This window comes from Hyphomicrobiales bacterium (assembly GCA_030688605.1).
Classification (GTDB): Bacteria; Pseudomonadota; Alphaproteobacteria; order Rhizobiales; family NORP267; genus JAUYJB01.
The window spans coordinates 20368-43027 of the sequence record JAUYJB010000036.1 but is presented as its reverse complement, the minus strand read 5'-3'; the positions used below and the strand labels follow the sequence as shown (position 1 = coordinate 43027).

General features: G+C 66.1%; 17 protein-coding genes and 1 pseudogene. 7 read left to right on the top strand and 11 right to left on the bottom strand.

Annotated features, from left to right (window positions below; all coding sequences use genetic code 11):
* The 3 genes from Q8P46_04610 (at position 1) to Q8P46_04600 (ending at position 7200) form a co-directional block, all read left to right on the top strand.
* Positions 1-612, top strand: coding sequence for a hypothetical protein (locus tag Q8P46_04610; protein MDP2619444.1), 612 nt, complete (start codon positions 1-3; stop codon positions 610-612).
* 261 nt (positions 613-873) lie between these two features.
* Positions 874-5733 carry an NAD-glutamate dehydrogenase gene (locus tag Q8P46_04605; GenBank protein ID MDP2619443.1) on the top strand — a complete coding sequence of 1620 codons (4860 nt, stop codon included), beginning with the start codon at positions 874-876 and terminating at the stop codon, positions 5731-5733.
* Between the two features lie 66 nt (positions 5734-5799).
* On the top strand, positions 5800-7200 hold the full coding sequence (locus Q8P46_04600; protein ID MDP2619442.1) for an MFS transporter: 1401 nt from the start codon (positions 5800-5802) through the stop codon (positions 7198-7200).
* A 2-nt stretch (positions 7201-7202) separates the two neighbouring features.
* On the opposite strand, the gene purH is transcribed toward Q8P46_04600, so the two are convergent.
* From purH to htpX, 4 genes are all read right to left on the bottom strand, one after another.
* Positions 7203-8795 carry a bifunctional phosphoribosylaminoimidazolecarboxamide formyltransferase/IMP cyclohydrolase gene (gene purH, locus Q8P46_04595; GenBank protein ID MDP2619441.1) on the bottom strand — a complete coding sequence of 531 codons (1593 nt, stop codon included), beginning with the start codon at positions 8793-8795 and terminating at the stop codon, positions 7203-7205.
* A gap of 116 nt (positions 8796-8911) precedes the next feature.
* Positions 8912-10672, bottom strand: coding sequence for a heparinase II/III family protein (locus Q8P46_04590; GenBank protein MDP2619440.1), 1761 nt, complete (start codon positions 10670-10672; stop codon positions 8912-8914).
* Positions 10673-10820: 148 nt separating this feature from the next.
* Positions 10821-12179: an RsmB/NOP family class I SAM-dependent RNA methyltransferase gene (locus tag Q8P46_04585; GenBank protein ID MDP2619439.1), complete on the bottom strand. Its 1359-nt coding sequence runs from the start codon at positions 12177-12179 to the stop codon at positions 10821-10823.
* 39 nt (positions 12180-12218) lie between these two features.
* On the bottom strand, positions 12219-13142 hold the full coding sequence (gene htpX, locus Q8P46_04580) for a zinc metalloprotease HtpX (GenBank protein MDP2619438.1): 924 nt from the start codon (positions 13140-13142) through the stop codon (positions 12219-12221).
* Positions 13143-13266: 124 nt separating this feature from the next.
* On the opposite strand from htpX, the pseudogene Q8P46_04575 reads away from it, so the two are divergent.
* Together Q8P46_04575 and Q8P46_04570 are read left to right on the top strand one after the other, a co-directional pair.
* Positions 13267-13484, top strand: a pseudogene (locus Q8P46_04575) (DUF1674 domain-containing protein).
* 44 nt (positions 13485-13528) lie between these two features.
* The gene (locus Q8P46_04570; protein MDP2619437.1) at positions 13529-14281 is read left to right on the top strand and encodes a thermonuclease family protein; all 753 of its coding nucleotides are present in this window, start codon (positions 13529-13531) and stop codon (positions 14279-14281) included.
* Here the strand turns inward: Q8P46_04570 and acs are convergent.
* The 7 genes from acs to tsaD all read right to left on the bottom strand — a co-directional run bounded on the left by acs (position 14253) and on the right by tsaD (position 20814).
* Positions 14253-16199 (bottom strand): acetate--CoA ligase, encoded by a 1947-nt coding sequence (acs, locus tag Q8P46_04565; protein ID MDP2619436.1) that lies wholly within the window; start codon positions 16197-16199, stop codon positions 14253-14255. The genes Q8P46_04570 and acs overlap by 29 nt on opposite strands.
* A 97-nt stretch (positions 16200-16296) precedes the next feature.
* Positions 16297-17508, bottom strand: a complete 1212-nt coding sequence (locus Q8P46_04560) for a CoA transferase (GenBank protein MDP2619435.1) — start codon at positions 17506-17508, stop codon at positions 16297-16299.
* A gap of 5 nt (positions 17509-17513) precedes the next feature.
* Positions 17514-17915, bottom strand: coding sequence for a DUF1761 domain-containing protein (locus Q8P46_04555; protein MDP2619434.1), 402 nt, complete (start codon positions 17913-17915; stop codon positions 17514-17516).
* Between the two features lie 32 nt (positions 17916-17947).
* Positions 17948-18367: an EVE domain-containing protein gene (locus Q8P46_04550; protein ID MDP2619433.1), complete on the bottom strand. Its 420-nt coding sequence runs from the start codon at positions 18365-18367 to the stop codon at positions 17948-17950.
* Complete coding sequence (locus Q8P46_04545; protein MDP2619432.1) at positions 18367-18660, bottom strand: YciI family protein; 294 nt, start codon at positions 18658-18660, stop codon at positions 18367-18369. Before Q8P46_04545 ends, Q8P46_04550 begins: the two co-directional genes overlap by 1 nt.
* 77 nt (positions 18661-18737) lie before the next feature.
* On the bottom strand, positions 18738-19739 hold the full coding sequence (locus tag Q8P46_04540; GenBank protein ID MDP2619431.1) for an NAD(P)H-dependent glycerol-3-phosphate dehydrogenase: 1002 nt from the start codon (positions 19737-19739) through the stop codon (positions 18738-18740).
* A 10-nt stretch (positions 19740-19749) separates the two neighbouring features.
* On the bottom strand, positions 19750-20814 hold the full coding sequence (gene tsaD / locus Q8P46_04535; GenBank protein MDP2619430.1) for a tRNA (adenosine(37)-N6)-threonylcarbamoyltransferase complex transferase subunit TsaD: 1065 nt from the start codon (positions 20812-20814) through the stop codon (positions 19750-19752).
* 74 nt (positions 20815-20888) lie between these two features.
* Here tsaD and hemC point away from each other — a divergent pair, with 74 nt between their 5' ends.
* Entirely contained in the window at positions 20889-21836 is a 948-nt protein-coding gene (gene hemC / locus Q8P46_04530) for a hydroxymethylbilane synthase (protein ID MDP2619429.1), read from the top strand.
* A 2-nt stretch (positions 21837-21838) separates the two neighbouring features.
* Positions 21839-22591, top strand: coding sequence for a uroporphyrinogen-III synthase (locus tag Q8P46_04525; protein ID MDP2619428.1), 753 nt, complete (start codon positions 21839-21841; stop codon positions 22589-22591).
* The last annotated feature ends 69 nt before the right edge of the window (positions 22592-22660 follow it).

The window sequence follows — 22660 nt, the reverse complement described above, 5'->3', positions numbered from 1 at the left end:
ATGAGCATCGGCGAACAGGAACGCGAGGAGATCTCAGCCGCGATTCGGATGGCAGAGGCGATGACCAGCGGCGAAATCTTCTGCGTCTTTGCCCGGGCAAGCGACGATTACCGCTATATTCCGCTGCTGTGGGCGGCACTTGCCGCGCTCATCCTGCCGGCGCCGCTGATCCTGCTCACTCTGTGGCCGGTGCAGATCATCTATGTGGCGCAGCTTGCCTTGTTCTTGGCCCTGGCGCTCGCCCTTGCCTGGACCCCGCTGCGCGTCCGCCTCGTGCCGGGGCCGGTCAAGCGAAGGCGCGCCCACCGCCATGCGTTCGAATTGTTCCTCACCCATGGGCTGCACATGACGGAAGCCCGCACCGGCGTGCTGATTTTCGTATCGGAGGCGGAACGGTATGCGGAAGTCGTGGCCGATCAAGGGATCTATGAAAGGGTCGATGCTGCCGTCTGGGACGAGGCGGCGGCCGCTCTCGTCGCCGCCGCGCGCAATGGCCGCCCGGCGGCGGGCTTCGTCAAGGCAATCGCGATCTGCGGCGAGGTGCTGGCCAGGCACTTCCCGCTTACCGCCGGCGACCGCAACGAGCTGCCCAACCAATTGGTCGAGCTGTAACCGCGGCACGCCTGCTTAACAATCGCGCGAGGCCGTGAAAGGCCCGCCGCCGGCCTCCCAATAATCTCTATAATGCCTGCCGGTCGGTTATCGTTTGTTCACGGGCCTGGCCCAGAATTGGCCGCTAGAGCGTGGTCCGCAAAAGTGGCAACCGGTTTTGCGAAAAGAACATGCTCAACCAAAAGGACAGGAGCGAAATCCGTTACGGATAACGTGGATTTCGGTCTACGGTCCCGGCCGGAATTTTTTGAGGACAGCACCATGGCGTTACCCGCCGAACAGGCAAACCAGGATCTCGCGGACCATGTGATCGCGGCGGCGCGGGCGACCCGCGACATCGACGCGGACGCCACCGGCTTCATCGCCCTCTTGCTCGCACACGGGATTGCCGACGACCTCGCGCAATACAGCTACGAAGACGTGGCGGCGGTGGCGCTCGATGCCTGGGAGCATCTGCAACGGCGCAAGCCCGGTCGCCACAAGATCCGCATCGCCAATCCGGACATTTCGGTGCTCTCCGAATATGGCTGGCGCACGCCGGTCACGGTCATTGATATCACCAACGATAATATGCCGTTTCTGGTCGATTCGGTGATGAGCGAGTTGCAGGATCGCGGGCTGAAGGTGCATCTGGCGTTGCACCCGCTGCTGGCGGTTCCCCGCGACAAGGCAGGCCGGCGCACCGGACCTGTGGCTGAGGGAAAGCCGGGGGATAACGCGACTGAAGGGGTCGTGCGCGAAAGCCACATCCACATCCATGTCGAGCGCATGGAGCGCGCCGCGGCGCGCAAAGAGCTTGCCGAGTCGCTTTCCGGCGTGCTCGACGATTGCCGCATGGCGGTCAATGACTGGCCGGCGATGTTGGCACGGCTGGAAGAGGCCATCGAGAGCTTTCGAAAAGCCCCGCCGCCGATGCCTGTCGACGAGATCGCCGAAACGATCGAGTTTCTGCGCTGGCTGGCAGAGGACAATTTCACCCTGCTCGGTATGCGCGAGTACGCCTTCAACGGAAAGGCCGGAGCTGGCGGGCTGGAGCGTCTCGCCAAGACCGGTCTCGGCATCCTCAGCAATCCGGACGTCAAGGTGCTGCGCCGCGGTCGCGAGCTCGTCATCTTCACGCCGGAACTGCGCGAGTTCCTGATGCAGCCGGCGCCGCTGATCGTTACCAAGGCCAATGTACGCTCGCGCATCCACCGGCGCGTGCATATGGACTATGTCGGCATCAAGCTGTTCTCGGCTGACGGCGACCTGACCGGCGAATTGCGTCTCGTCGGCCTGTTCACCTCTTCCGCCTACAACAGAAGCGCCCGCAACATCCCCTTCCTGCGGCGCAAGGTCGACCACGTGCTGCACCGCGCCGGATTCGACCCGACCGGACATTCCGGCAAGGCGTTGATCAACGTACTGGAGCAGTTCCCGCGCGACGAGCTGTTCCAGATCGACCTGGAAACCCTGACCCGCTTTGCGCTCGCCATCCTCCAGCTCGACGAACATCCGCGCCTGCGTGTACTGACGCGTCCGGACAAGTTCGATCGTTTCGTCTCCGTGATGGTTTACGTGCCGCGCGATCACTACTCGACGCAGGGGCGTGCCGTCATCGGTGAATATCTGGCAAAGATCTATGAGGGCCGGATTTCGGCCTATTATCCGGCATTCCTGGAAGGCGCGCTGGTGCGCGTCCACTACATTATCGGTCGCTACGAGGGCAAGACCCCGGACCCGCCGGAACGGCAGCTCGAGACGGATATCGGCCGGCTCTTGCGCACTTGGGACAACAATGTCCACGCCGTGCTCGCGCGCGGTATCGAGCCGCAACAGGTTCAGGCGCTGCTCGACAAATATCGCAACGCCTTCTCGATCGCCTATCAGGAGGCGTTTGCGGCCGAGGATGCGGTCCAGGACATCGCCATCATCGACAAACTCACCGAGGACCACCGCATCGCCATCGATTTCGTGCCCCATTCCGATCGGGTGGGCGACAGCGCACGGCTGCGCCTGAAACTGTTTCACCTCGGCGAGCATATCACCTTGTCGAGCCGCGTTCCGATGCTGGAGCATATGGGCTTTCGCGTCGTCAACGAGCGCACTTATGGCATCAATCCGGCCGATTCGGAGAAAGTCTGGCTGCACGAGATGGCGCTGGAGACCGCCGATGGCAAGCCGGTCGCACTGCCGCGGCTGGGCGGGCCGCTGGAGGACTGCTTCATGGCAGTATGGCGCGGCGCGGCCGAGAACGATGGCTATAACGGCCTGGTGCTGCGCGGCGGCCTTTCCTGGCGCGAGGTTGCCATATTGCGTGCCTATTCCCGCTATCTGCGGCAGGCGCATATTCCCTTCGGCCAGGGCTACATGTCGACGACGCTGAACCGGCACTCCGAGATCGCCGTCCAGCTCATTGGGCTGTTCCGGACCCGCTTCGATCCCGATCTCAACCTCGATATGGACGGGCGCGCGGGTGAAAGCGAAACGATCCTCAAGCGCATCGAAGAAGCGCTGCAGGGGGTCGAAATGCTCGATGAGGACCGCATCATCCGCCGCTTCGCCAATCTCGTCATGGCGACCTCGCGAACGAACGTCTATCAGCGCGATCCCGACGGCGCGGCGAAGGCAACCATGGCCTTCAAGATCCACTCCACCGCGGTCGAAGAGCTGCCTAAGCCGCGCCCCTTTGCGGAGATCTTCGTCTACTCCCCCCGCGTCGAGGGCGTGCATCTCCGGTTCGGGGAGGTCGCCCGCGGCGGCGTGCGCTGGTCCGACCGGCCGCACGATTTCCGCACCGAGGTGCTCGGTCTTGCAAAGGCCCAGCAGGTCAAGAATGCTGTCATCGTCCCGGTCGGCGCCAAGGGCGGCTTCGTGTTGAAGCGGCCGCCGGCGGGCGGCAGCCGTGAGGACCTCCTGGCCGAAGGCGTCGCCGCGTACAGGATCTTCGTCTCGAGCCTGCTCGACCTGACCGACAATCTCGACGGCGACCACACCATTCCGCCGCCGCGCGTCGTGCGCCACGATGGCGACGACCCCTATCTCGTGGTTGCTGCCGACAAGGGCACGGCGAGCTTCTCCGACATCGCCAACGAGATTTCGGAAGGCCGCCATTTCTGGCTCGGCGATGCCTTCGCTTCCGGCGGCTCGGCCGGTTACGACCACAAGAAGATGGCGATTACCGCGCGCGGCGCCTGGGAGGCGATCAAGCGCCATTTCCGGGAGATAGACGTCGACATTCAGACGACGCCCTTCACGGTCGTTGGCATTGGCGATATGTCCGGCGACGTGTTCGGCAACGGCATGCTTCTGTCACCCCGGATCCGACTCGTTGCCGCCTTCGACCACCGCGACATCTTCATCGATCCCGATCCGGACCCGGCGGCGAGCCTTGCCGAGCGCAAGCAGCTGTTCGAGCTGCCGCGCTCGTCCTGGCAGGACTATGACAAGACGCTTATTTCCAAGGGCGGCGGCATTTTTTCGAGGCAAGACAAGGCGATCCCGCTGTCGCAGGAAATGCGCGACATCACCGGCCTTTCCAAGGACAAGGCGACGCCTTTCGAAATCATCAACGGATTGCTCAAGGCCAAGACCGAGCTGCTCTGGTTCGGCGGCATCGGGACCTATGTGCGCGCCAGCGAAGAGAGCGACGAGGCGGTCGGCGACCGGGCCAACGACGCGGTGCGCGTCACGGCCAAGGAATTGCGCGCAAAGGTTGTCGGCGAGGGGGCCAATCTTGGCATGACCCAGCGCGCGCGCATCGAATTCGCCGCCCATGGTGGGCGAGTTAATTCCGACGCCATCGACAATTCCGCCGGCGTCAATACCTCCGACCTCGAGGTCAATATCAAGATTGCGCTTGGCGCGGCGGTGCGTGCCGGCAAGCTCTCGGTTCCGGATCGCAACCGGCTTCTCGCCAAGATGGCCCGAGACGTCGCCAAGCTCGTGTTGCGCAACAATTACATGCAGACGCTGGCGATTTCGCTCGGCCAAAATCTGGGCTTGGCCGATTTCGAATTCCAGGCACGGTTCATGCGCGACCTGGAGGCACGCAGCCTGCTCGACCGGGCGGTGGAAAACCTCCCCGACGACGCTGCGCTCGCAGAGCGCGAGAAGCAGGGCCGGCCTCTGACCCGACCGGAGATCGCGATCCTCATCGCCTATGCCAAGATCACGCTCTACAACGACCTTCTCACCTCGAACGTGCCGGACGACAGCTATCTTGGCGCCGAACTGATGCGTTATTTCCCGGCGGCAGCGCGCGAACGCTTCGCCGATGAGATCCATGAGCATCGGCTGCGCCGCGAGATCATCGCCACCATGCTCGCCAATTCGATGATCAATCGCTGCGGTCCGACAATGATCAACCGCCTCACCGACGAGACCGGCGCCGACGTGCCGAAAATTGCCGCTGCCTTCGCGGCGGCGCGCGACAGCTTCCAAATGACCGCGCTCAATTCCGAGATCGATGCGCTCGACAACAAGATTGTCAACACGGTGCAGCTTGAGCTTTACGGCGAGGTGCAGTCGCTGCTTTTGGACGAGATCGCGTGGTTCCTGCGCAACGCCGAGTTCGGGGAGGGGCTGGCCGCCCTCGTCGAGCGTTACCGGGAGGGCATCGAGGAGCTGTCGGCGGCACTGGACAGCGTCCTGCCGGCCGAGGCCCGGACTCGGCTTGACCGGGCGCGCGAGCGCCTTGGCGAACTTGGCGTGCCCGCCAGGCTCGCCGAACGCATCTCGGCGCTTGAGCCCCTGGCCATGGCGCCGGACATCGTTCTCGTCGCCGGGAACACAGGAAAACCCGTCGACGCGGTTGCACGGGCCTTCTTTGCCGTCGGCGCCTATTTCGAGACCGACCGCATCGTTGAGCTGGCCCATGGGCTGGACATCGCCGACTATTTCGGTCGCCTGGCGCTCAATAGCACGCTCGACAATCTCGCCGACGCGCAGCGCCGGCTTACCGCCCAGGTCCTGGCAACGGGCGAGGCAGGCGAAACTGGGATCGAGAAATGGGCCGGCAGCCGCCGCGCCGAGGTGGAACGTACGCGCCGCTCGCTCCGGGAGATCGCCGGCGACGGGGCGCTGACGTTCTCGAAGCTCGCCGTTGGCGCGAGCCTGCTGCACGATCTCCTGCGCAGGTGAGGGTGGCGCCATGCCTGCGCCCTGGGGCACTATGCGGATCATAGGGCTCGATCATGGGGGCACGTCATGGGGGATAGTGGCAGCGACGGTCCAACCGCCGAAGAGCAGGATGCGCCGGGCGGGGGGTCGCGCGCGATCGTGGGGTGGGTGATGTTCGATTGGGCGGCGCAGCCCTATTTCACGTTGATAACCACCTTCGTTTTCGCACCCTATTTCGTCGCCCACGCCGTCGGCGATCCGGTGCAGGGCCAAAAACTGTGGGGCTATGCGGTGGCCGGCGCCGGGGCCGCGGTCGCGGTTCTAAGTCCGGTGCTGGGCGCCATCGCTGACGCCGGCGGACGGCGCAAGCCTTGGATCGCGGCCTCGTCCCTGCTGTTTGCCGCTGGCGGCATCGGTTTGTGGTGGGCGGTTCCGGGTCTGCCCTATGGCGTGCTCCCGGTGCTTGCCGCCTTCATCGCGGCAACCGTCGGCGCGGAGGTCGCCGCCGTATTCACCAACGCCATGCTGCCCGACGTGGCTCCGCCGTCTCGAATCGGCCGCATCAGCGGCCTCGGCTGGGCTGTCGGCTATATGGGCGGTCTGACCAGCCTCGCGGTCATGCTGATCCTGTTCCTGGCCGATCCGATCGCCGGCCGCACCGTCGCCGGTCTTGCCCCTCTCCTGGACCTCGATCCGGCGGCCTTCGAGGGTGACCGTTTCTCCGGGCCGTTCTCGGCCATCTGGTATCTCGTCTTCGTCGTGCCCCTGTTTGCCTTCGTGCCTGACCGGCCGCATCAGGCGCGGCTCTCGGCGGCAGTGGTGGCGGGCATGAAGTCGCTGCGTGCGACGCTTGTGCGGCTTGCCGCGCGCGGCCCCATAGCGCGCTATCTGGTCGCCCGCATGATCTATACCGACGGGCTTTCTGCGCTGTTCGCTTTCGGCGGCGCTTATGCCGCGGCGACATTCGACTGGCAGGCCCAACAGGTCGGCCTGTTCGGCGTCATCCTGATTATCGCCGCGACCATCGGTGCCGGTTTCGGCGGGCGGCTCGATGATCGGCTCGGATCGCGGCGGTTGATCTTGACCAGCCTCGTCATTTTGGCCGCAGCGGCCATCGCCATTCTGTCGGTCGGCCGCGATCATGTCGGTTTCGTCGTCTCGGTTACCCCCGCAGACGCCGGTCGGCTGTTTAATTCGATGTCGGAGCTGGCCTATCTCGCCGCCGGCTGCGTCATCGGCATCGTGGCCGGACCGATCCAGTCGGCAAGCCGCACGCTGCTGGTGCGATTGGCGCCGAAAGAGGAGATCACCGAATATTTCGGCCTCTACGCGCTGGTCGGCAAGGCGACGGCATTCTTGGGCCCGCTGATGATCGGCGCGGTAACGGCTGCGACCGGCAGCCTGCGCCTCGGCATGTCGGTGATACTTCTGTTTCTCGTCGTGGGCTACGCGCTGCTTAGGACGGTGCCGGATGCTCGGGCCGAGTAGCGCTAATGGCGGAAATGGCGCATCCCGGTGAAGACCATGGCAAGGCCGGCCTCGTCGGCGGCCTCGATCACCTCTTGATCGCGCATTGAGCCGCCGGGCTGAATGACCGCGGTGGCGCCGGCTTCCGCTGTGGCAATGAGCCCGTCGGCGAAGGGGAAGAAGGCGTCGGATGCCGCAACCGAGCCACGGGTCAGGGGCTCCGTCTCGCCGGCCGCTTCGGCCGCGTCCTGGGCCTTGCGGGCGGCGATGCGGGCTGAATCGACCCGGCTCATCTGGCCCGCGCCGATGCCAACCGTGGCGCCGTTCTTGGCGTAGACGATGCTATTCGACTTGACGTGCTTGGCGACGCGGAAGGCGAACTTGAGGTCGGCCAATTCCTGATCGCTCGGGGCGCGCTTGGTCACCACTTTGAGCTCGACATCGTCGATATTGCCATTGTCGCGCGACTGCACCAACAGGCCGCCTGCGACGGACTTGACGGTGAGCCCCGGCGCGCGCGGATTCGGCAGACCGCCGGCGATGAGCAGGCGCAAATTCTTCTTTGTGGCGATCACCGCTCTTGCCGCCTCGTCGGCGTCGGGCGCGATGATGACCTCGGTGAAAATCTCGACCATGGCGCGCGCGGCCTCGACATCGAGCGGCCGGTTCGTGGCAATGATGCCGCCGAACGCGGACACGGGATCGCATTTGAGCGCCTTTCGATAGGCTTCCACGAGCGTTGCGCCGACCGCTACGCCGCACGGGTTGGCGTGCTTGACGATGGCGACGGCGAGGCTCAACGCGGGGTCGAACTCGGCGACCAACTCGAAGGCCGCGTCGGTGTCGTTGATATTGTTGTAGCTGAGCTGCTTGCCCTGGAACTGGCTTGCCGTGGCAACGCCTGCGCGCACCACCCCGGTGCGGTAGAAGGCCGCCTGCTGGTGCGGGTTCTCGCCATAACGCAGAATCTGCGCAAGCCGACCTGCAAAAGCGCGGTAAGTGGGCGCCGTCTCGCCGGTCTCCTCGGCGAACCATGTGGCGATCGCCGCGTCATAGGCTGCCGTGCGGCCATAGGCCTTGGCGGCAAGCTCTCGGCGCAGCGCGGCGCTGGTGCCGCCGCCATTCTCGGCCATGTCGGCCAGAGCGCGGGCATAGTCTTCCGGGTCGACGATGACGGTGACGGCGGCGTGGTTCTTGGCCGCCGAGCGGATCATTGCCGGGCCACCGATATCGATATTCTCGACGCATTCCGCAAACCCCGCGCCCTTGGCCACCGTCGCCTCGAAGGGATAGAGATTGACCGCGATGAGGTCGATCGCCGGGATCTGGTGTTCTTGCATCGCCGCTTCGTGTTCGGCATTGCCGCGCACCGCGAGCAGGCCGCCATGGACACGCGGGTGCAGGGTCTTTACCCGGCCGCCCATCAGTTCCGGAAAGCCGGTCAGCGCGGAAACTTCGCGGGCTTCGATTCCCGCCTCGGCCAGCGCCCGGGTGGTGCCTCCGGTGGAGATGATCTCGACCCCCAGGCCGGCGAGGCCGCACGCAAATTCAATGAGGCCCGACTTGTCGGAGACCGAGATGAGGGCGCGGGCGATCTTTTGCTGTTTCTCGCTCATGGAGCTTCTTTGCGGGCGTCTTTCCGGGCGTTCCGGTCGACGCATTGCGATCCTGTGTTTAACGCAACCTCGCGGCCTTTAAAGCGATTTGGATTGGGACAAAAAGGCGCATCGGTTCATTCCTGCGCCAGGGGCAGCTCCCGTTGCTCGACGGCATCCGAATGGGCGGGCGCCGTGGAGCGGCCGGACTCGCCCACCTGGACCAGCGACCAGGCGACGCGTGGCTGATGGTTGACCCGTCCATAGACGACGATCTGGCCGGTTCGCCGCGGTCCGTCCGGATCGGGCAAGTAGACGCTTTCCTCAAGCTCCGCCTCGGCGCCCTCGACGGCGAAGCTCCAGGCCTCCCGGTTCGGCAGCGTCAGCATGATGCCGTGAGCGGTTGTGGAGCGGCTGGCGTGGACGTCGGGGTGAAGGTGGAAGCGCAGCGCATAGGCCGGATTGGCGTCTGTGCGCGCGCAGGAGAAAGCGTCCTCGCCGGTCAGGACGCGGCCATCCGCCTTGATCTCCAGACGGCGCTCGTGAACGACGCCGAACCGCTCGTAGTAGCCGTCATGGCTGGCGGTGACCCGGGTCATGCCCACCCCTGTCTCGCGGGCGACTGTCAGATGATGCGGGCCGGAGAGCACCAGTTCGCCGACAATGTCGGCGAGCCATTTGTCGCCGACAAGGCGGCACGAGGAGGAATCCTCGACCGTCGCCGTCGAATGGGCGGCCGTCGTGCGCGCGGCCTGGCGCCAGGCCCGGCTGTTGGTCGCCGGCGCGCCGCAATTGACGATGATGCGATGTTGGGCCGAGCTCAGCTCGAAGGCGAGGCAGCCGGCATGGGCCCTACCGCTGAGCCGGATCGGCGGCGGCCGGCCGGTGTCCATGATGATTGTGGTATTGCCCGAGGTGAGGCGCTGATAGCCGGAATAGGTCGCATTGTCGATCGGCTTGCCGAATGAATCGTCATAGGCAAGCACGGTCGCCGCCGCGTCGGCCTGGCTTGCGCCCATACCGTTGAACAAGGCGAAAGCGCCGTCGCCATGACGAAAGAAGCGGATCATGGGCATCATCCGGTCGATGGCGTTGAGCAGACCGGCGGGGGGATGGATCTGTCGCGCGCTGAATGTCTGGCGCAGCGGCAGAAGCTCGAGCAGCAGGGTTACGATGGCGCCCGGATCGCGGCTGGCATGGCCGCCGTCGGGCAGAATCTGTCGGGCCAGCTCCTCGTTGAGCCAGCGTGCCGCCTGGCGCTGCTGACGGTCGAGCCCGCCGAGGCACAGGCCGGCATAATTGAGGGCGATGATCGCGGTCAGGCGCGGCAACCCCTCAGGCGTCGTGGTCGCGGCCTTGCGCAGATAGCGGATCTGGCGGTTCAGGCTGCGCAGGAAACGCCGGTAAAAGGCGCGGTCGGCCCCTTCAAGGATCAGCGGCGAATGGCACAGCCAGGAGATGATCCGGCGTGCGGTGACCTCCGCGTCCGCGGACACGCCCCGCCAGTGGCCGGCGGATAGCAACCAGTCGTCGATGAGCGCTCGGGATTGGGAGCGCGCCAAGGCGGCGTTGGTCGCGCGCAGATGGCGCAACCAGCCGAAGCCGACCAGCGCCCGCTGCCATTCCAGCGACGGCGGCGAGGAGGTGAAGGGAGAGCCTTGCTCGATCACCGCGACCTGGCCGGCAAGCGAAAAGCGGCCGCCATAGATCTCGTTGGCGATGGTCGGGTCGGCGGTGCGGAGATCCTGCGGAGCGAGCAGGAGGCGGTCGGTGATCGGACCGGAAAACCGCCACCGGTACAGCGAAGAGGGATAGAGCCGCCGGCGCAGGGCGCGCATAAGCGCAGCGGTCAGGAGCAGGGCAAGCCGCCCTCTCTCTCTCAGCTTGGATGCGAACATGTCGCGCTCTTGCCTCCTCGCCCTCGCCGCCGCTGACCGCATCTCACAACCGCCGCGTCGGTGGGGAGCCCGCGCCAACATTCGCGGCGATCCGCGTTAAGGTCAATGGATGATCGCCGCCCTCTCGACGCGAATCAGCGTGTTGACTTTAGGTCCGGACGAGCCGAGCGGCAAAGAAGCCGTCCATGCCGGAAAGCCGCGGATTGGCGTTGGGAAGCATGAAGGGCAGCGTACGCAGATCGCCCGAGGCGGTGACGCCCTCGTCAAGGCCGCCGATGTCATCGGGCGTGATCGGCGCCCGGCGCACCGGCGCACCGGCCTCCAATAAACGGGTGATTTGCTGTTCTCCTTCCTCGGGCTCGAGCGAGCAGGTGCAAAAGACGAGCTCGCCGCCGGGGCGTATCAGGGAAACGGCGCAGGCGAGAAGCTGGCGCTGCAGCGCTACCAGCTCGTCGCGGTCCCGGGCGCGCTTGAGCCAAGCGGCGTCCGGGTGCCGGCGCAGGGTTCCGCTCGCCGTGCACGGGGCATCGAGCAGCACCGCGTCGGCCGGCGTGCCGGGTCGCCATTCGAGCATGTCGGCGACGACGATTTCGGCCGAAAGACCGAGGCGACGAAGGTTTTCCTCAAGCCTGCGGGCGCGGCGCGGCGATTTTTCCACCGCGACCACCCTGGCGCCGGCGGAAGCAAGCTGGGCGGTCTTGCCGCCGGGCGCGGCGCACAGATCGAGCACGGTCTTTCCGGTAACGTCGCGCAACAGCCGCGCCGGCAGGCTGGCCGCCGCATCCTGCACCCACCAGGCGCCCTCCCGATAGCCCTCGAGCGCCTCGATCCGCCCGCCGCGGACAAGGCGCACCGACCCGGTCGAAAGCACGATCCCATTGAGGCGCTCGGCCCAGCCGGCGGCGTCCTCCTTGACGGTGAGGTCGAGGGCCGGCTCGACAAGATGAGCCGAAGCGATGGCGCGGGCGGTTTCCTCGCCATAGGTCTCAAGCCAGCTCTGCCATAGCCAGAGCGGCGTGTTGAGTCGGGCTTCATCCTGCTGAGCAATAAGGGTTGCGCCCCTTTCGGCGAGGCGGCGCAGACCGGCATTGACGAGCGAGCGGTAATGCCGGGCGCGGGGATTGAGGTCGGCAAGCCGCACCGAAAGGTCGACGGCCGCGTGGGCCGGTACATTGAGAAACAGGATCTGCGCGGCACCGATGCGCAGGACCTCCTCGAGCGTTCCGGCGCGCGCCGGCACGCCGGACCGGTAGATGCGTTTCAGACAAGCGTCGATCTGGCCCAACCGGCGCAGCGCGGTGTATGTGATCATGAGTGCGAGCGCCCGGTCGCGCTCGGAAAGCCGGGCAAGGCCGTCCTCAGGGCTGTCCGCATCGAGAAGGTCGGCGAGCGGCCGGGCCTGCCGCAACACAAGGCTCAACAGGTCGAGGGCGACGCGGCGGGGAGCAAGGCCTGCGTCGGCGGCGGGTTTGTTGCGTTGTTGGCGGTCGGGTTCAGGCACGGCCATGCGCCGGGCGAATGCGGATCGGCCGTGCATGAACGAACATCAGCCCCAGGGCCCGGACCGACGGAGCCCGGCAGGCGGGACGCTTGCGGCACCGGCCGATCCCCGGCCGCCGCCGCTCGTTCCCCACTCCTCGGCCAGGGCGATGAGCTGGGCAACGCGGTTTTCGATCGCCGGGTGGGTCGAGAACAGATTGTCCATGCGCTCTCCGGAGAGCGGGTTGACGATAAACAGATGCGCGGTCGCCGGGTTGCGCTCGGCGGCCGGATTGCGGATGTGCGCCGCAGCGCCGGCGATCTTCTGCAAGGCCGAGGCAAGCGACAGCGGCCGGCCGCAGATCTCCGCGCCGAGGCGGTCTGCGGAATATTCGCGGGTGCGGCTGATCGCCATCTGCACCAGTGCCGCACCCAGCGGCGCCAGGATCATCAGCGCCAGCGTGCCGATGAGGCCGAGGCCGTTATTGTTGCGGTTGCCGCCGAAGAAGAAGGCGAAATTGGCGAGCATGGAGATGGCGCCGGCGATGGTCGCGGTAACGGTCATGATGAGCGTGTCGCGGTTCTTCACGTGGGCGAGCTCGTGAGCCATGACGCCGGCGACCTCCTCCTGCGACAGCGATTGCAGCAGGCCGGTGGTGGCGGCGACGGCGGCATGGGCCGGGTTGCGGCCGGTGGCAAACGCGTTGGGCTGGGCGGAATCGACGACATAGACGCGCGGCATCGGCAGGTCCGCCGCGGCGGCGAGGCGGCGCACGGTGGCGAAGAATTCAGGCGCGGTCCGTTCGTCCACCTCTGTCGCATTGTGCATGCGCAGCACGATCTTGTCGGCGTTCCAATAGCTGAAGGCGTTCATGGCCAGCGCCACGACGAAGGCGATGAGCATTCCGCCCTGGCCGCCGATGAGAAAGCCGATGGCCATGAATAGCCCGGTGAGGGCGGCGAGAAGCAGCGCGGTCTTGAAAAGGTTCATCTTTGTTCCGTTCGATCGTTCGCTTGACGCGGGCCGCAGCGCCCGCGACGTGTCCGATGAATATGATGGGGATGTCGTCGCCAAGCTTCAAGTTGGCGCGGCGCGGCGCTAGATTGTTTTCGCCATGCCCAGGGAGCCGAAAAGGACCGACCCGCAACGCGCCGCAGTCGGGAAACGCGGCAAGAAGCTGACCCCGGCGGCGGAACGCGCGCTCGCGCCGCAATCGACCGGCGCGGCGAGAAGGCCGAAAAGGAGGTCGCCAAGGAAGTCAATGACCGCGGCGGACTCGATCCGGTTCGTTACGGCGACTGGGAGGTCAAAGGCATCGCCAGCGATTTCTGAGCCTGCGGGTTGCTGCCTGCAGAGGCGGTATCTTCCCACGCGCTTTGCGTGATGTTTTTATTTTGTTCCCTTTTTTCACTCGACACCAGTATCATACACGTTATAGTTGTACAACCGTGGGTCGCAAGGGAATGGGAAAAACAACGAAATGGGCATGCACCGGTTCAAATCGCGTCGCGCCTCTCGCGGCCGCGGCCGCGCTGTTCGCAAGCGTGGCAGGCTGGGTATGGGCCGGCTCGCCGGCGGGCGGAGCAGGTTCCATTGGGCCCGAAAACGCTTCGACGGGGAGACCGGCCCAAATCATTCCGGGCGCGGTCAACAACAACCCGACACCGCATATCGGGCCACGCGCAGATATGCTCGCCGGGCCGATTTCGGCGCACGTCGCGCGCGTCGTCGATGGCGATACCTTGCTGGTGAGCGCGCATATCTGGATCGACCAAAAGGTTCAGGTCGCGGTGCGCATCCGCGGCATCGACGCGCCCGAGCTCAAAGCTGGCTGCGCCGGCGAACGGACATTGGCGTTACGCGCCGCCGACTTCGTGCGCAAGGCGGTCTCAGGCAAGACCGTGCGGCTCAGCGCCGTTTCCGGCGACAAATATTTCGGCCGCGTGCTTGCCGACGTAACGACGGCGGACGAACGCGCGCTCGGGCCTGAGCTCGTCGCCGCCGGCCTGGCGCGTCCCTATGACGGCGGGAGGCGGACGGATTGGTGCGGCAGCGCCGCCATCGAATGTCTCAATCAGTATCGACAGGGCTCTGCGCCCGCTATGCCCTCTTGTTCTGCCGGTTCTTGACCAGATTGTCGACGACGGCGGGGTCGGCCAGCGTCGAGGTGTCGCCGAGATGGGTCGCGTCGTCCTCGGCGATCTTGCGCAGGATGCGGCGCATGATCTTGCCCGAGCGCGTCTTCGGCAGGCCGGGCGCGAACTGGACCAGGTCCGGCGTGGCAATCGGGCCGATGTCCTTGCGCACCCAGGCGCGCAGCTCGTCCCTGAGCGCGTCGGACGGTTTCCCGCCTTCCATCAGCGTCACGTAGCAATAGATGCCCTGCCCCTTGATGTCGTGCGGATAGCCGACGACGGCGGCCTCCGAGACCTTGGGATGGGCGACCAGCGAGGATTCAACCTCTGCGGTGCCCATGCGGTGGCCGGAGACGTTGATGACGTCGTCGACGCGGCCGGTGATCCAATAATCGCCGTCCTTGTCGCGGCGGCAGCCGTCGCCGGTCAGGAACATGCCCTTATAGGTGGTGAAATAGGTCTCGACGAACCGCTTATGGTCGCCATAGACGGTGCGCATCTGGCCCGGCCAGGAATCGAGGATCACCAGATTTCCCTCCGCCGCGCCTTCGAGCAGCTTGCCGTCGCTGTCGACGATGGCCGGCTGAATGCCGAAGAATGGCCGGGTGGCGGAGCCCGGCTTGAGCTTGGTCGCGCCTGGCAGCGGCGTGATCAGGATGCCGCCGGTCTCCGTCTGCCACCAGGTGTCGACGATCGGCGAGCGGCTATCGCCGACCACCCGATAGTACCATTCCCAGGCTTCCGGGTTGATCGGCTCGCCAACGGTGCCGAGCAGCTTCACGGACTTGCGGCTGGTGCGTTTGACGTAGGCGTCGCCGGCGCCCATCAGCGCGCGGATCGCCGTCGGCGCGGTGTAGAAGATGTTGACCTTGTGCTTGTCGACCACCTGCCAGAAGCGCGAGGCGTCGGGATAGTTCGGCACGCCTTCAAACATCAGGGTGATGGCGCCGTTGGCGAGCGGCCCGTAGACGATGTAGCTGTGGCCGGTGACCCAGCCGACGTCGGCCGTGCACCAAAAGACATCGCCCTCTTTGTAGTCGAAGATGTAGCTGTGGGTGACGGCGACAAAAACCAGATAGCCGCCGGTCGTGTGCAGCACCCCCTTCGGCTTTCCCGTCGAGCCGGAGGTGTAAAGGATGAAGAGCGGGTCTTCCGCATTCATCGCCACCGGCTTGCAATCGGCGGAGACCTTGGCCGCCTCCTCATGGTACCAGCGGTCGCGCTTGTCGTTCCAGGGCACCTTGCCGCCGGTGCGGCGGATGACCAGCACCTTCTCGCCGCCGGGGCATTTCTTCAGCGCCGCGTCGGTATTCTCCTTCAGCGGAACGGTGCGGCCGCCGCGCAGGCCCTCGTCGGCGGTGATGACGAAGTTGGACTTGCAGTCGATGATGCGGCCGGCAAGCGAATCCGGGGAAAAGCCGCCGAACACCACCGAATGCATCGCGCCGATGCGCGCGCAGGCGAGCATGGCGTAAGCGATTTCCGGGATCATCGGCAGGTAGATGGTGACCCGGTCGCCTTTCTTGACGCCGTTGTTCTTGAGCACGTTGGCAAAACGGCAGACATGCTCGTAAAGCTCGTTATAGGTGATCTTCCTGTCGTAATAGGGGTCGTCGCCTTCCCAGATGATGGCGGTCTGATTGCCGCGCTTCTTGAGGTGGCGGTCGACGCAGTTGTAGCAGGCGTTGAGCTTGCCGTCCTCGTACCACTTGATGAAGACCTTGGGCGGCTTGAAGCTGGTGTTCTTGACCTTGCTGTAAGGCTTGATCCAGTCGATGCGTTTGCCCTCGCGGCCCCAGAACCTGGCCGGGTTTGTGACCGATTCCTCGTACATCTTCAGATATGTGGCATTGTCGATATAGGCGCTTTTCGCCCATGCGCGCGGCACCGGGTGAATTTTTCGCTCCGACATGAACCTTCCTCCCCCAAGGGCGACAAGAGTGTGGGCGCATTATGGTGGGGCGTTTATGCTCCGACAACCGTGGCCCGGTCAAACTTTGGCAGGGCGGTCAGCTTCCGCCGCCTCTTTCCTCCGCGTGCGGGGCGTCGACTCCCCAGTCGGCGAAAACCTCGTCATTGTGCGCCCCGAGCCGCGGCGCCGGTCGGCGGGCCTCGGCCGGGGTGGCGGAAAAACGCACCGGATGTTTCATGTCGACGACTGCGCCCTGGCTCGGGTGCCGGCTGACCGCGAAGAAGCCTGTGGCGGCAAGGTGCGGGTCGTCCATGATCGTGTCGAGGCGGTTCACACGGATTGCCGGAATGCCCTTTTCGGCCAGCAAGGACAACCATTCCTCGGTGGTCCTGGTCTCGGTGATCTCCTCGACCATGGCGTATAGGGCGGCGATGTTGCGGATGCGATCTCCGTAAGTGTTGAAGCGGGAATCGCGCGAAAATTCCGCCTCGCGGCCGGCAAAGGCGAAGAAATCGCGCCAGTTGCGGTCGGTATAGGGCGAGACCGAGATCCAGCCGTCCATGGTCCGGTAGGGGCGGCGCTCGGAGTTGAGGATGCGGTTGTAACCATATTCTCCGGTCGGCGGCTGAAAGATGTGGGCGTAGAGATTCTCGCTCATATTGTAATGGGTCATGCACTCGAACATCGGCACCTCGACGAACTGGCCCTCGCCGGTCACGGCGCGGTGGTAAAGAGCGGCAAGGCTCGCATAGACCATGAACAAGGCTACCGTCTTATCGGCGGCCAATGTCGGCAGGTAGCGCGGCTGATCTTCTCCATAGGCGCGGGGATAGAGATCGGCCATGCCGGCAGCCGCCTGCACCGTCTCGTCATAGGCGGTACGGCCGGCATAGGGTCCATCGGAGCCGAAGCCTGCGGCATGGACATAGATGATATCGCCGCGGGCGGCCTTCAGCGCCTCATAGCCGAGCCCGAGGCGCTCGAGGCTTTCAAGCCGCATATTGCTGGCGAAGATGTCGGCCTTGGCGCCAAGGCGTAGGAGAGCCGCGCGGCCCGTTTTTTCCTTGAGGTCGAGGCCGAGCGAGCGCTTGTTGCGGTTATAGGCCATGAACAAGGGCCCCATGCCCGGTGCGCCGCCTGCCGGCGTGGGCCCGCCCCAGCGCATGATGTCGCCGCCCATCTCGCCCGGCTGCTCGATCTTGACCACGTCGGCGCCGAGATCGCCGAGTAGCTCGGTGGCATAGCAACCGAGAATGACGCTGGTCAGATCGAGCACGCGTAAGCCGTCGAGGATACCCTTCTTTGGCATGTGCTCTAGACGCCGAATGCGCCGATGACACCGCCCATCAGCACCAGCACCACAAGCCAGTGGCCGGCATCGATCAGGGTGAGGGTGACCTTCGCCCCCTGGAAGGCATTGTTGACAGCCATGGTGGTGGCGGCGAAGCCGGCCCAGACGATGGCGCCCGATATGACGCCGGCGCGCAGATTGACCTCGCCGAGATGGCCGATGGTGCCGGCGAGCACATAGGCCATGACGATGAGCGCGACCGCGGAGGTAATGAACGGCCCCGGCGACGGCTTCATCTCGTCCTTGCTCTTGCCGAGAGCGGCGAGCCACTGCTTGCCGAGAAGGCCGTACCAGACGGCACCGGCCAGGAAGCCGACGATGGCGGCGACGATGATCGCCGCATAATTCATTCCGGCGAAATCCATAAGGAGCCTCCTTCCCGAGATCATGTCCTGCCTCACCCCTCAAGCCCGCCCATGGCGCAGATGATCGCCCATTCATCATCGCTGACCGGCTGCACCGAAAGACGCGAATTGTTGACGAGAACCATCCTGGCAAGGCGCGGCGCGGCCTTGACGTCGGCAAGCGTGACCGGCTTCGGCAGCGCCTTGACGGCGGCCAGGTCGACACAAGACCAGCGCTCGTCCTCGGTCGTCGAATCACGGTGCGCCTCGGCGATCACCTCGACAATGCCGACGATGCTCTTCTCTCCGACCGAATGATAGAAGAAGCCCCGGTCGCCCTTCTTCATGGCCTGCATGCTGTTGCGCGCCTGATAGTTGCGCACGCCGTCCCACTCGGTGCCGGTCCTGCCGGCAGCCACCTGATCGTCCCACGACCAGGCGCCCGGCTCCGACTTGAACAGCCAATGGGCCATCACGCCTGACCCGGCGGGTTGACCACCCAGCGCCACGGCTTGATCTCGACCCGTCGGAAAACACCCGCCTTGGCATAGGGGTCCTGGGCGGCGAGCGCCCTGGCCACGGCTTCGTTTTCGGCTTCGATGATCAACAGACTGCCATTCATGATCGACTGGCTGGAATCGAGGAACGGCCCGGCGATCTTGATCTTGGACCCGAGCCCCTTCAGCCAGGCGAGATGAGCCTCCCTCGTAGCCTTGCGGGTGCCGAAAGTGCCGGGTTTGTCATTGGCAATGACGACAAACAGCATCTGTTGTGGCCTCTCCTTGCGTGCCGCGGGAACCGGCAGAAATCTAGGCGTCACCGTCGGCTCCTGTCCAGCATCGATCACGGGCCTTCCCGTTTCAGCGGGCGCGCCAGAATGGCGTCGATCGCCGCGTCGACGGAGATTACGCCTGAGACAATGCCGTGGACGGCCTTGCACAGCGGCATGTCGATGCCGAGCTTCTTCGCCCGCGCCACGACGGCGGCCGCCGTATAGACGCCCTCGCTGACCGAGCGGCGGGCGCCAAGCACCGTGTCGAGCGCCTCGCCGCGACCGAGCGCCATGCCGAGCGACATGTTGCGCGACTGCGGGCTGTTGCAGGTGAGGATGAGATCGCCGAGGCCGGAAAGGCCGGCAAGCGTCTCCGCGTGGGCGCCCAGCGCCGCGCCGAAGCGGGAAAGCTCGGCGAAGCCGCGCGTCGTCAGGGCGGCGCGGGCGCTGGCGCCGAGCCCCCTGCCCTCGCAGATGCCGCAGGCGATCGCCAACACGTTCTTGACCGCCCCGCCGATCTCGGCGCCGCGCAAATCGTGCGACACATAGGGGCGGAAGGTCGGCGGGTTGAGAGCGGCGGCGAGGCTCTCGGCGAGCGCATCGTCGACGCAGGCGAGCGTCACCGCGGTCGGCAGGCCGCGGGCGACGTCGGCGGCGAAGCTGGGGCCGGACAAGACCGCCGGGACGGCGGCCGGGCAGACTTCGGCAAGCACGTCGGAAAGAAAGCTTCCCGTCGTCTGCTCGATGCCCTTTGCGCAGATGACGAGCGGCTTGCCTTCCGGCAGGTGCGGGCGGAGATCGCCCGCGACCGCGCGCAGCGCCTGCGCCGGGGTGACCAGCAACAGGGCGTCGTGGCCGGCAAGCTCGGCGAGCGCGCCGGTCGCCCGGATCGCCGGCTTGAGCGCGATGCCGGGCAGGAACAGGCTGTTGACGTGTCGCGCGTTGATGTCGTCGACGACCTCCGCCTCGCGCGCCCAGATCAGCACCTCGCGCCCAGCGCGGTCGGCGACGGTGGCCAGCGCCGTGCCCCAGGCGCCGCCGCCGACGATGCCGATGCGGTTGATTCGTTCCATCGGCCGTCCCTCACGCCTTGACGCCGGCGCCGGGCGCGGGAGCCGCGTCCGGATCGAGTGGCCAGCGTGCCCGCGGAGCCACGTCGAGGGGATCGCTCAGTCCGAGCGCCAGCCGTTCGGCGCCGGCCCAGGCGATCATGGCGCCATTGTCGGTGCACAGCGAAGGCGGCGGAACGGTCAACATCACCCCCTCCTCTTCGCAGGTCAGTTCAAGCGCCGCCCGCAGCGCCGCGTTCGCGGCAACGCCGCCGGCAACCACCAGCCGGCCGGACCTAAGGCCGCGGGCGCGGCAGGCGGCAAGCGCCATCCGCACCCGGTCGACAACACTCTCCGCGACGGCAGCCTGGAAGGCGGCGCAGATGTCGGCGATATCCTTGTCCGAGAGCGGCGCGCGCGCCTCGGCCGCCTGGCGGACGGCGGTCTTGAGGCCGGAGAATGAGAAATGCAGCTCCTTGCGCCCGAGCATCGGCCGCGGCAGCGAAATCGCCTTGGGGTCGCCGGTGCGCGCCATGCGCTCCACCGCCGGGCCGCCGGGAAAGCTTAAGCCCAACAGCTTCGCGGTCTTGTCGAAGGCTTCGCCCAGCGCATCGTCGACGGTGGTGCCGAGACGCTCGTAGGAGCCGACCCCATGCACCCAGATGAGCTGGGTGTGGCCGCCGGAGACGAGCAGCAAGAGATAGGGGAAGGAGGCGCGGTCGGTGAGCCGAGCGGTGAGCGCGTGGGCCTCCAGATGGTTGACGGCGATGAGCGGCTTGTCGTGCACCAGCGCGATCGCCTTGGCGGTGGTCAGGCCGACGATGACGCCGCCGATGAGCCCCGGTCCGGCGGCTGCCGCGACGCCGTCGAGATCGGCGAAGGAAAGCCCGGCCTCGTCGAGCGCCGCGGCGATGACCGTATCGATCAGCTCGACATGGGCGCGGGCGGCGATCTCAGGCACCACGCCGCCGAAGCGGGCGTGCGCCTCGTCCTGCGAATGAATGACGTTGGAAAGGATCTCGCCCGAACCGTCGGCACGGCGCAGGACAACCGCCGCCGCGGTCTCGTCGCAGGTCGTCTCGATCCCCAGGATGCGCAATGCGGGTTCCCATACGGCCGGATAATGCTCTAGGTTCGGCGCCGTTGCTGGCCCTAGCACCTGGATGCCACTTTATGCAATCCACGATCCGGATCGGTACGCGGGGGAGCCCCCTGGCGCTCAGACAGGCTGACGAGGTGCGGGCGCGGCTGATGCAAGCGCACGGTCTGACCGAGGCTGATTTCCAGATCGTCGTCATCAAGACCTCGGGCGACAAGGTGCTCGACCGGCCGTTGGCGGAAATCGGCGGCAAGGAGCTGTTCACCAAGGAAATCGAGCAGGCGCTTCTCGACCGCCGCATCGATCTTGCCGTGCATTCGACCAAGGACATGCCGACCGAGCTGCCCAACGGGCTCGCCATCGCCTGCTATCTGGCACGCGAGGATGTCCGCGACGCGTTCATCTCGCTTCATGCGAGCAGCCTGTCTGAGCTGCCGCAAGGCGCCCGCGTCGGCACCGCGTCCCTGCGGCGGGCGGCGCAGGTGAAAAATCTGCGCCCGGACATCGAGATCGTCACCTTTCGCGGCAACGTCGAGACCCGACTGCGCAAGCTCAAGGAAGGGGCAGCCGACGCGACGTTCCTGGCGCTCGCCGGCCTCAAGCGGCTCTCGCTTGCCGATCACGCCACCTCGGTGGCCGAGACCGGCGAGATGCTGCCCGCCGTCGGCCAGGGGGCGATCTGCGTCGAGACGCGCGTGGACCACCGGGAGGTCATCTCGTTCCTCGCCGCCATCCACGATGCCGACACAGCCGATTGCGTCACCTGCGAGCGCGCGTTTCTGGCCGCCCTCGACGGCTCCTGCCGGACGCCGATCGCCGGGCTTGCCGAGATCGCGGGCCGGGACATCGCGTTTCGCGGTCAGGTGCTGTCGCCGGACGGACGCGAGCAGCAAAGCATCCAAGCGCGGGGGCCGCGCGCCGAGGCCGCGCGGATCGGCCGTGACGCCGGAACGGCGCTGAAGGCGCGCCTGCGCCCCGGATTCTTTGCCGCTCCCGAAGCCTCCGATAGTCCTGGACCTTGAGGATGCGCGTGCTGCTGACCCGGCCGAGAGAGGACAGCGAGCCGCTTGCCCGCACTCTTGTCGGGCTCGGCCACGCGGTCTTGATCGCGCCGTTGATGCGGATCGTCCCGTGCAAGGAGGTGGACCTGAACCTTGACGGCGTGCAGGCCCTGCTCGCGACGAGTTCCAACGGCGTGCGCGCGCTTGCCGCGCAACAGCTAGGCGCGAGGTCGCGGCGTCTGCCGCTCTTCGCCGTCGGCGACGCCACGGCGCGCACCGCGCGCAAGGCCGGCTTTTCCGATGTCCGGGTTGCCGGCGGCGACGTCGATGCGCTTGCCGCGCTGGTGCGCGATAGCGTCGAGCCTGAGCGGGGCCGCATCGTGCACATCGCCGGGCGCGACCGCGCCGGCGATCTGAAGGCCGCTCTCAGAGCCGATGGCTTCACGGTCGAAGTGGCGGTTCTTTATGCCGCCAAGGCGGCGACGGCGCTGTCCCAAGAAGCGCGGTCGGCTCTTCGGGCGGGCGAATTGGACGCGGTGCTGCTTTATTCGCCGCGTACCGCGCGCATCCATGCCGATCTCATCCGCGCCGAGACCGAAGACCTGCTTGCCGCAGCGCGCAGTCTTTACCATGTGTGTCTTTCACAAGCGGTTGCCACCGAACTTGCACCGCTCGGCCTTGACCGCGGCCGGCTGCTGGTCGCAACGGCACCGCGACAGGAGGCGCTGCTGCAGCGATTGGCCGAGGCGGAACGGGCCGGCAACGCCTCGCGCTGACGGCGCGGGCATCGTATAACGGAGCCGGTTTGACCAATTTTAGGCCCGCGTGGCGCAGACCACGAAGGA

Bases quoted from the DNA above. Each gene is read 5' to 3' on its own strand.
- Q8P46_04610 (MDP2619444.1), top strand. From the start codon at position 1: ATGAGCATCGGCGAACAGGAACGCGAGGAGATCTCAGCCGCGATTCGG.
- Q8P46_04605 (MDP2619443.1), top strand. From the start codon at position 874: ATGGCGTTACCCGCCGAACAGGCAAACCAGGATCTCGCGGACCATGTG.
- Q8P46_04600 (MDP2619442.1), top strand. From the start codon at position 5,800: ATGGGGGATAGTGGCAGCGACGGTCCAACCGCCGAAGAGCAGGATGCG.
- purH (MDP2619441.1), bottom strand. From the start codon at position 8,795: ATGAGCGAGAAACAGCAAAAGATCGCCCGCGCCCTCATCTCGGTCTCC.
- Q8P46_04590 (MDP2619440.1), bottom strand. From the start codon at position 10,672: ATGTTCGCATCCAAGCTGAGAGAGAGAGGGCGGCTTGCCCTGCTCCTG.
- Q8P46_04585 (MDP2619439.1), bottom strand. From the start codon at position 12,179: ATGGCCGTGCCTGAACCCGACCGCCAACAACGCAACAAACCCGCCGCC.
- htpX (MDP2619438.1), bottom strand. From the start codon at position 13,142: ATGAACCTTTTCAAGACCGCGCTGCTTCTCGCCGCCCTCACCGGGCTA.
- acs (MDP2619436.1), bottom strand. From the start codon at position 16,199: ATGTCGGAGCGAAAAATTCACCCGGTGCCGCGCGCATGGGCGAAAAGC.
- Q8P46_04560 (MDP2619435.1), bottom strand. From the start codon at position 17,508: ATGCCAAAGAAGGGTATCCTCGACGGCTTACGCGTGCTCGATCTGACC.
- Q8P46_04555 (MDP2619434.1), bottom strand. From the start codon at position 17,915: ATGGATTTCGCCGGAATGAATTATGCGGCGATCATCGTCGCCGCCATC.
- Q8P46_04550 (MDP2619433.1), bottom strand. From the start codon at position 18,367: ATGGCCCATTGGCTGTTCAAGTCGGAGCCGGGCGCCTGGTCGTGGGAC.
- Q8P46_04545 (MDP2619432.1), bottom strand. From the start codon at position 18,660: ATGCTGTTTGTCGTCATTGCCAATGACAAACCCGGCACTTTCGGCACC.
- Q8P46_04540 (MDP2619431.1), bottom strand. From the start codon at position 19,739: ATGGAACGAATCAACCGCATCGGCATCGTCGGCGGCGGCGCCTGGGGC.
- hemC (MDP2619429.1), top strand. From the start codon at position 20,889: ATGCAATCCACGATCCGGATCGGTACGCGGGGGAGCCCCCTGGCGCTC.
- Q8P46_04525 (MDP2619428.1), top strand. From the start codon at position 21,839: ATGCGCGTGCTGCTGACCCGGCCGAGAGAGGACAGCGAGCCGCTTGCC.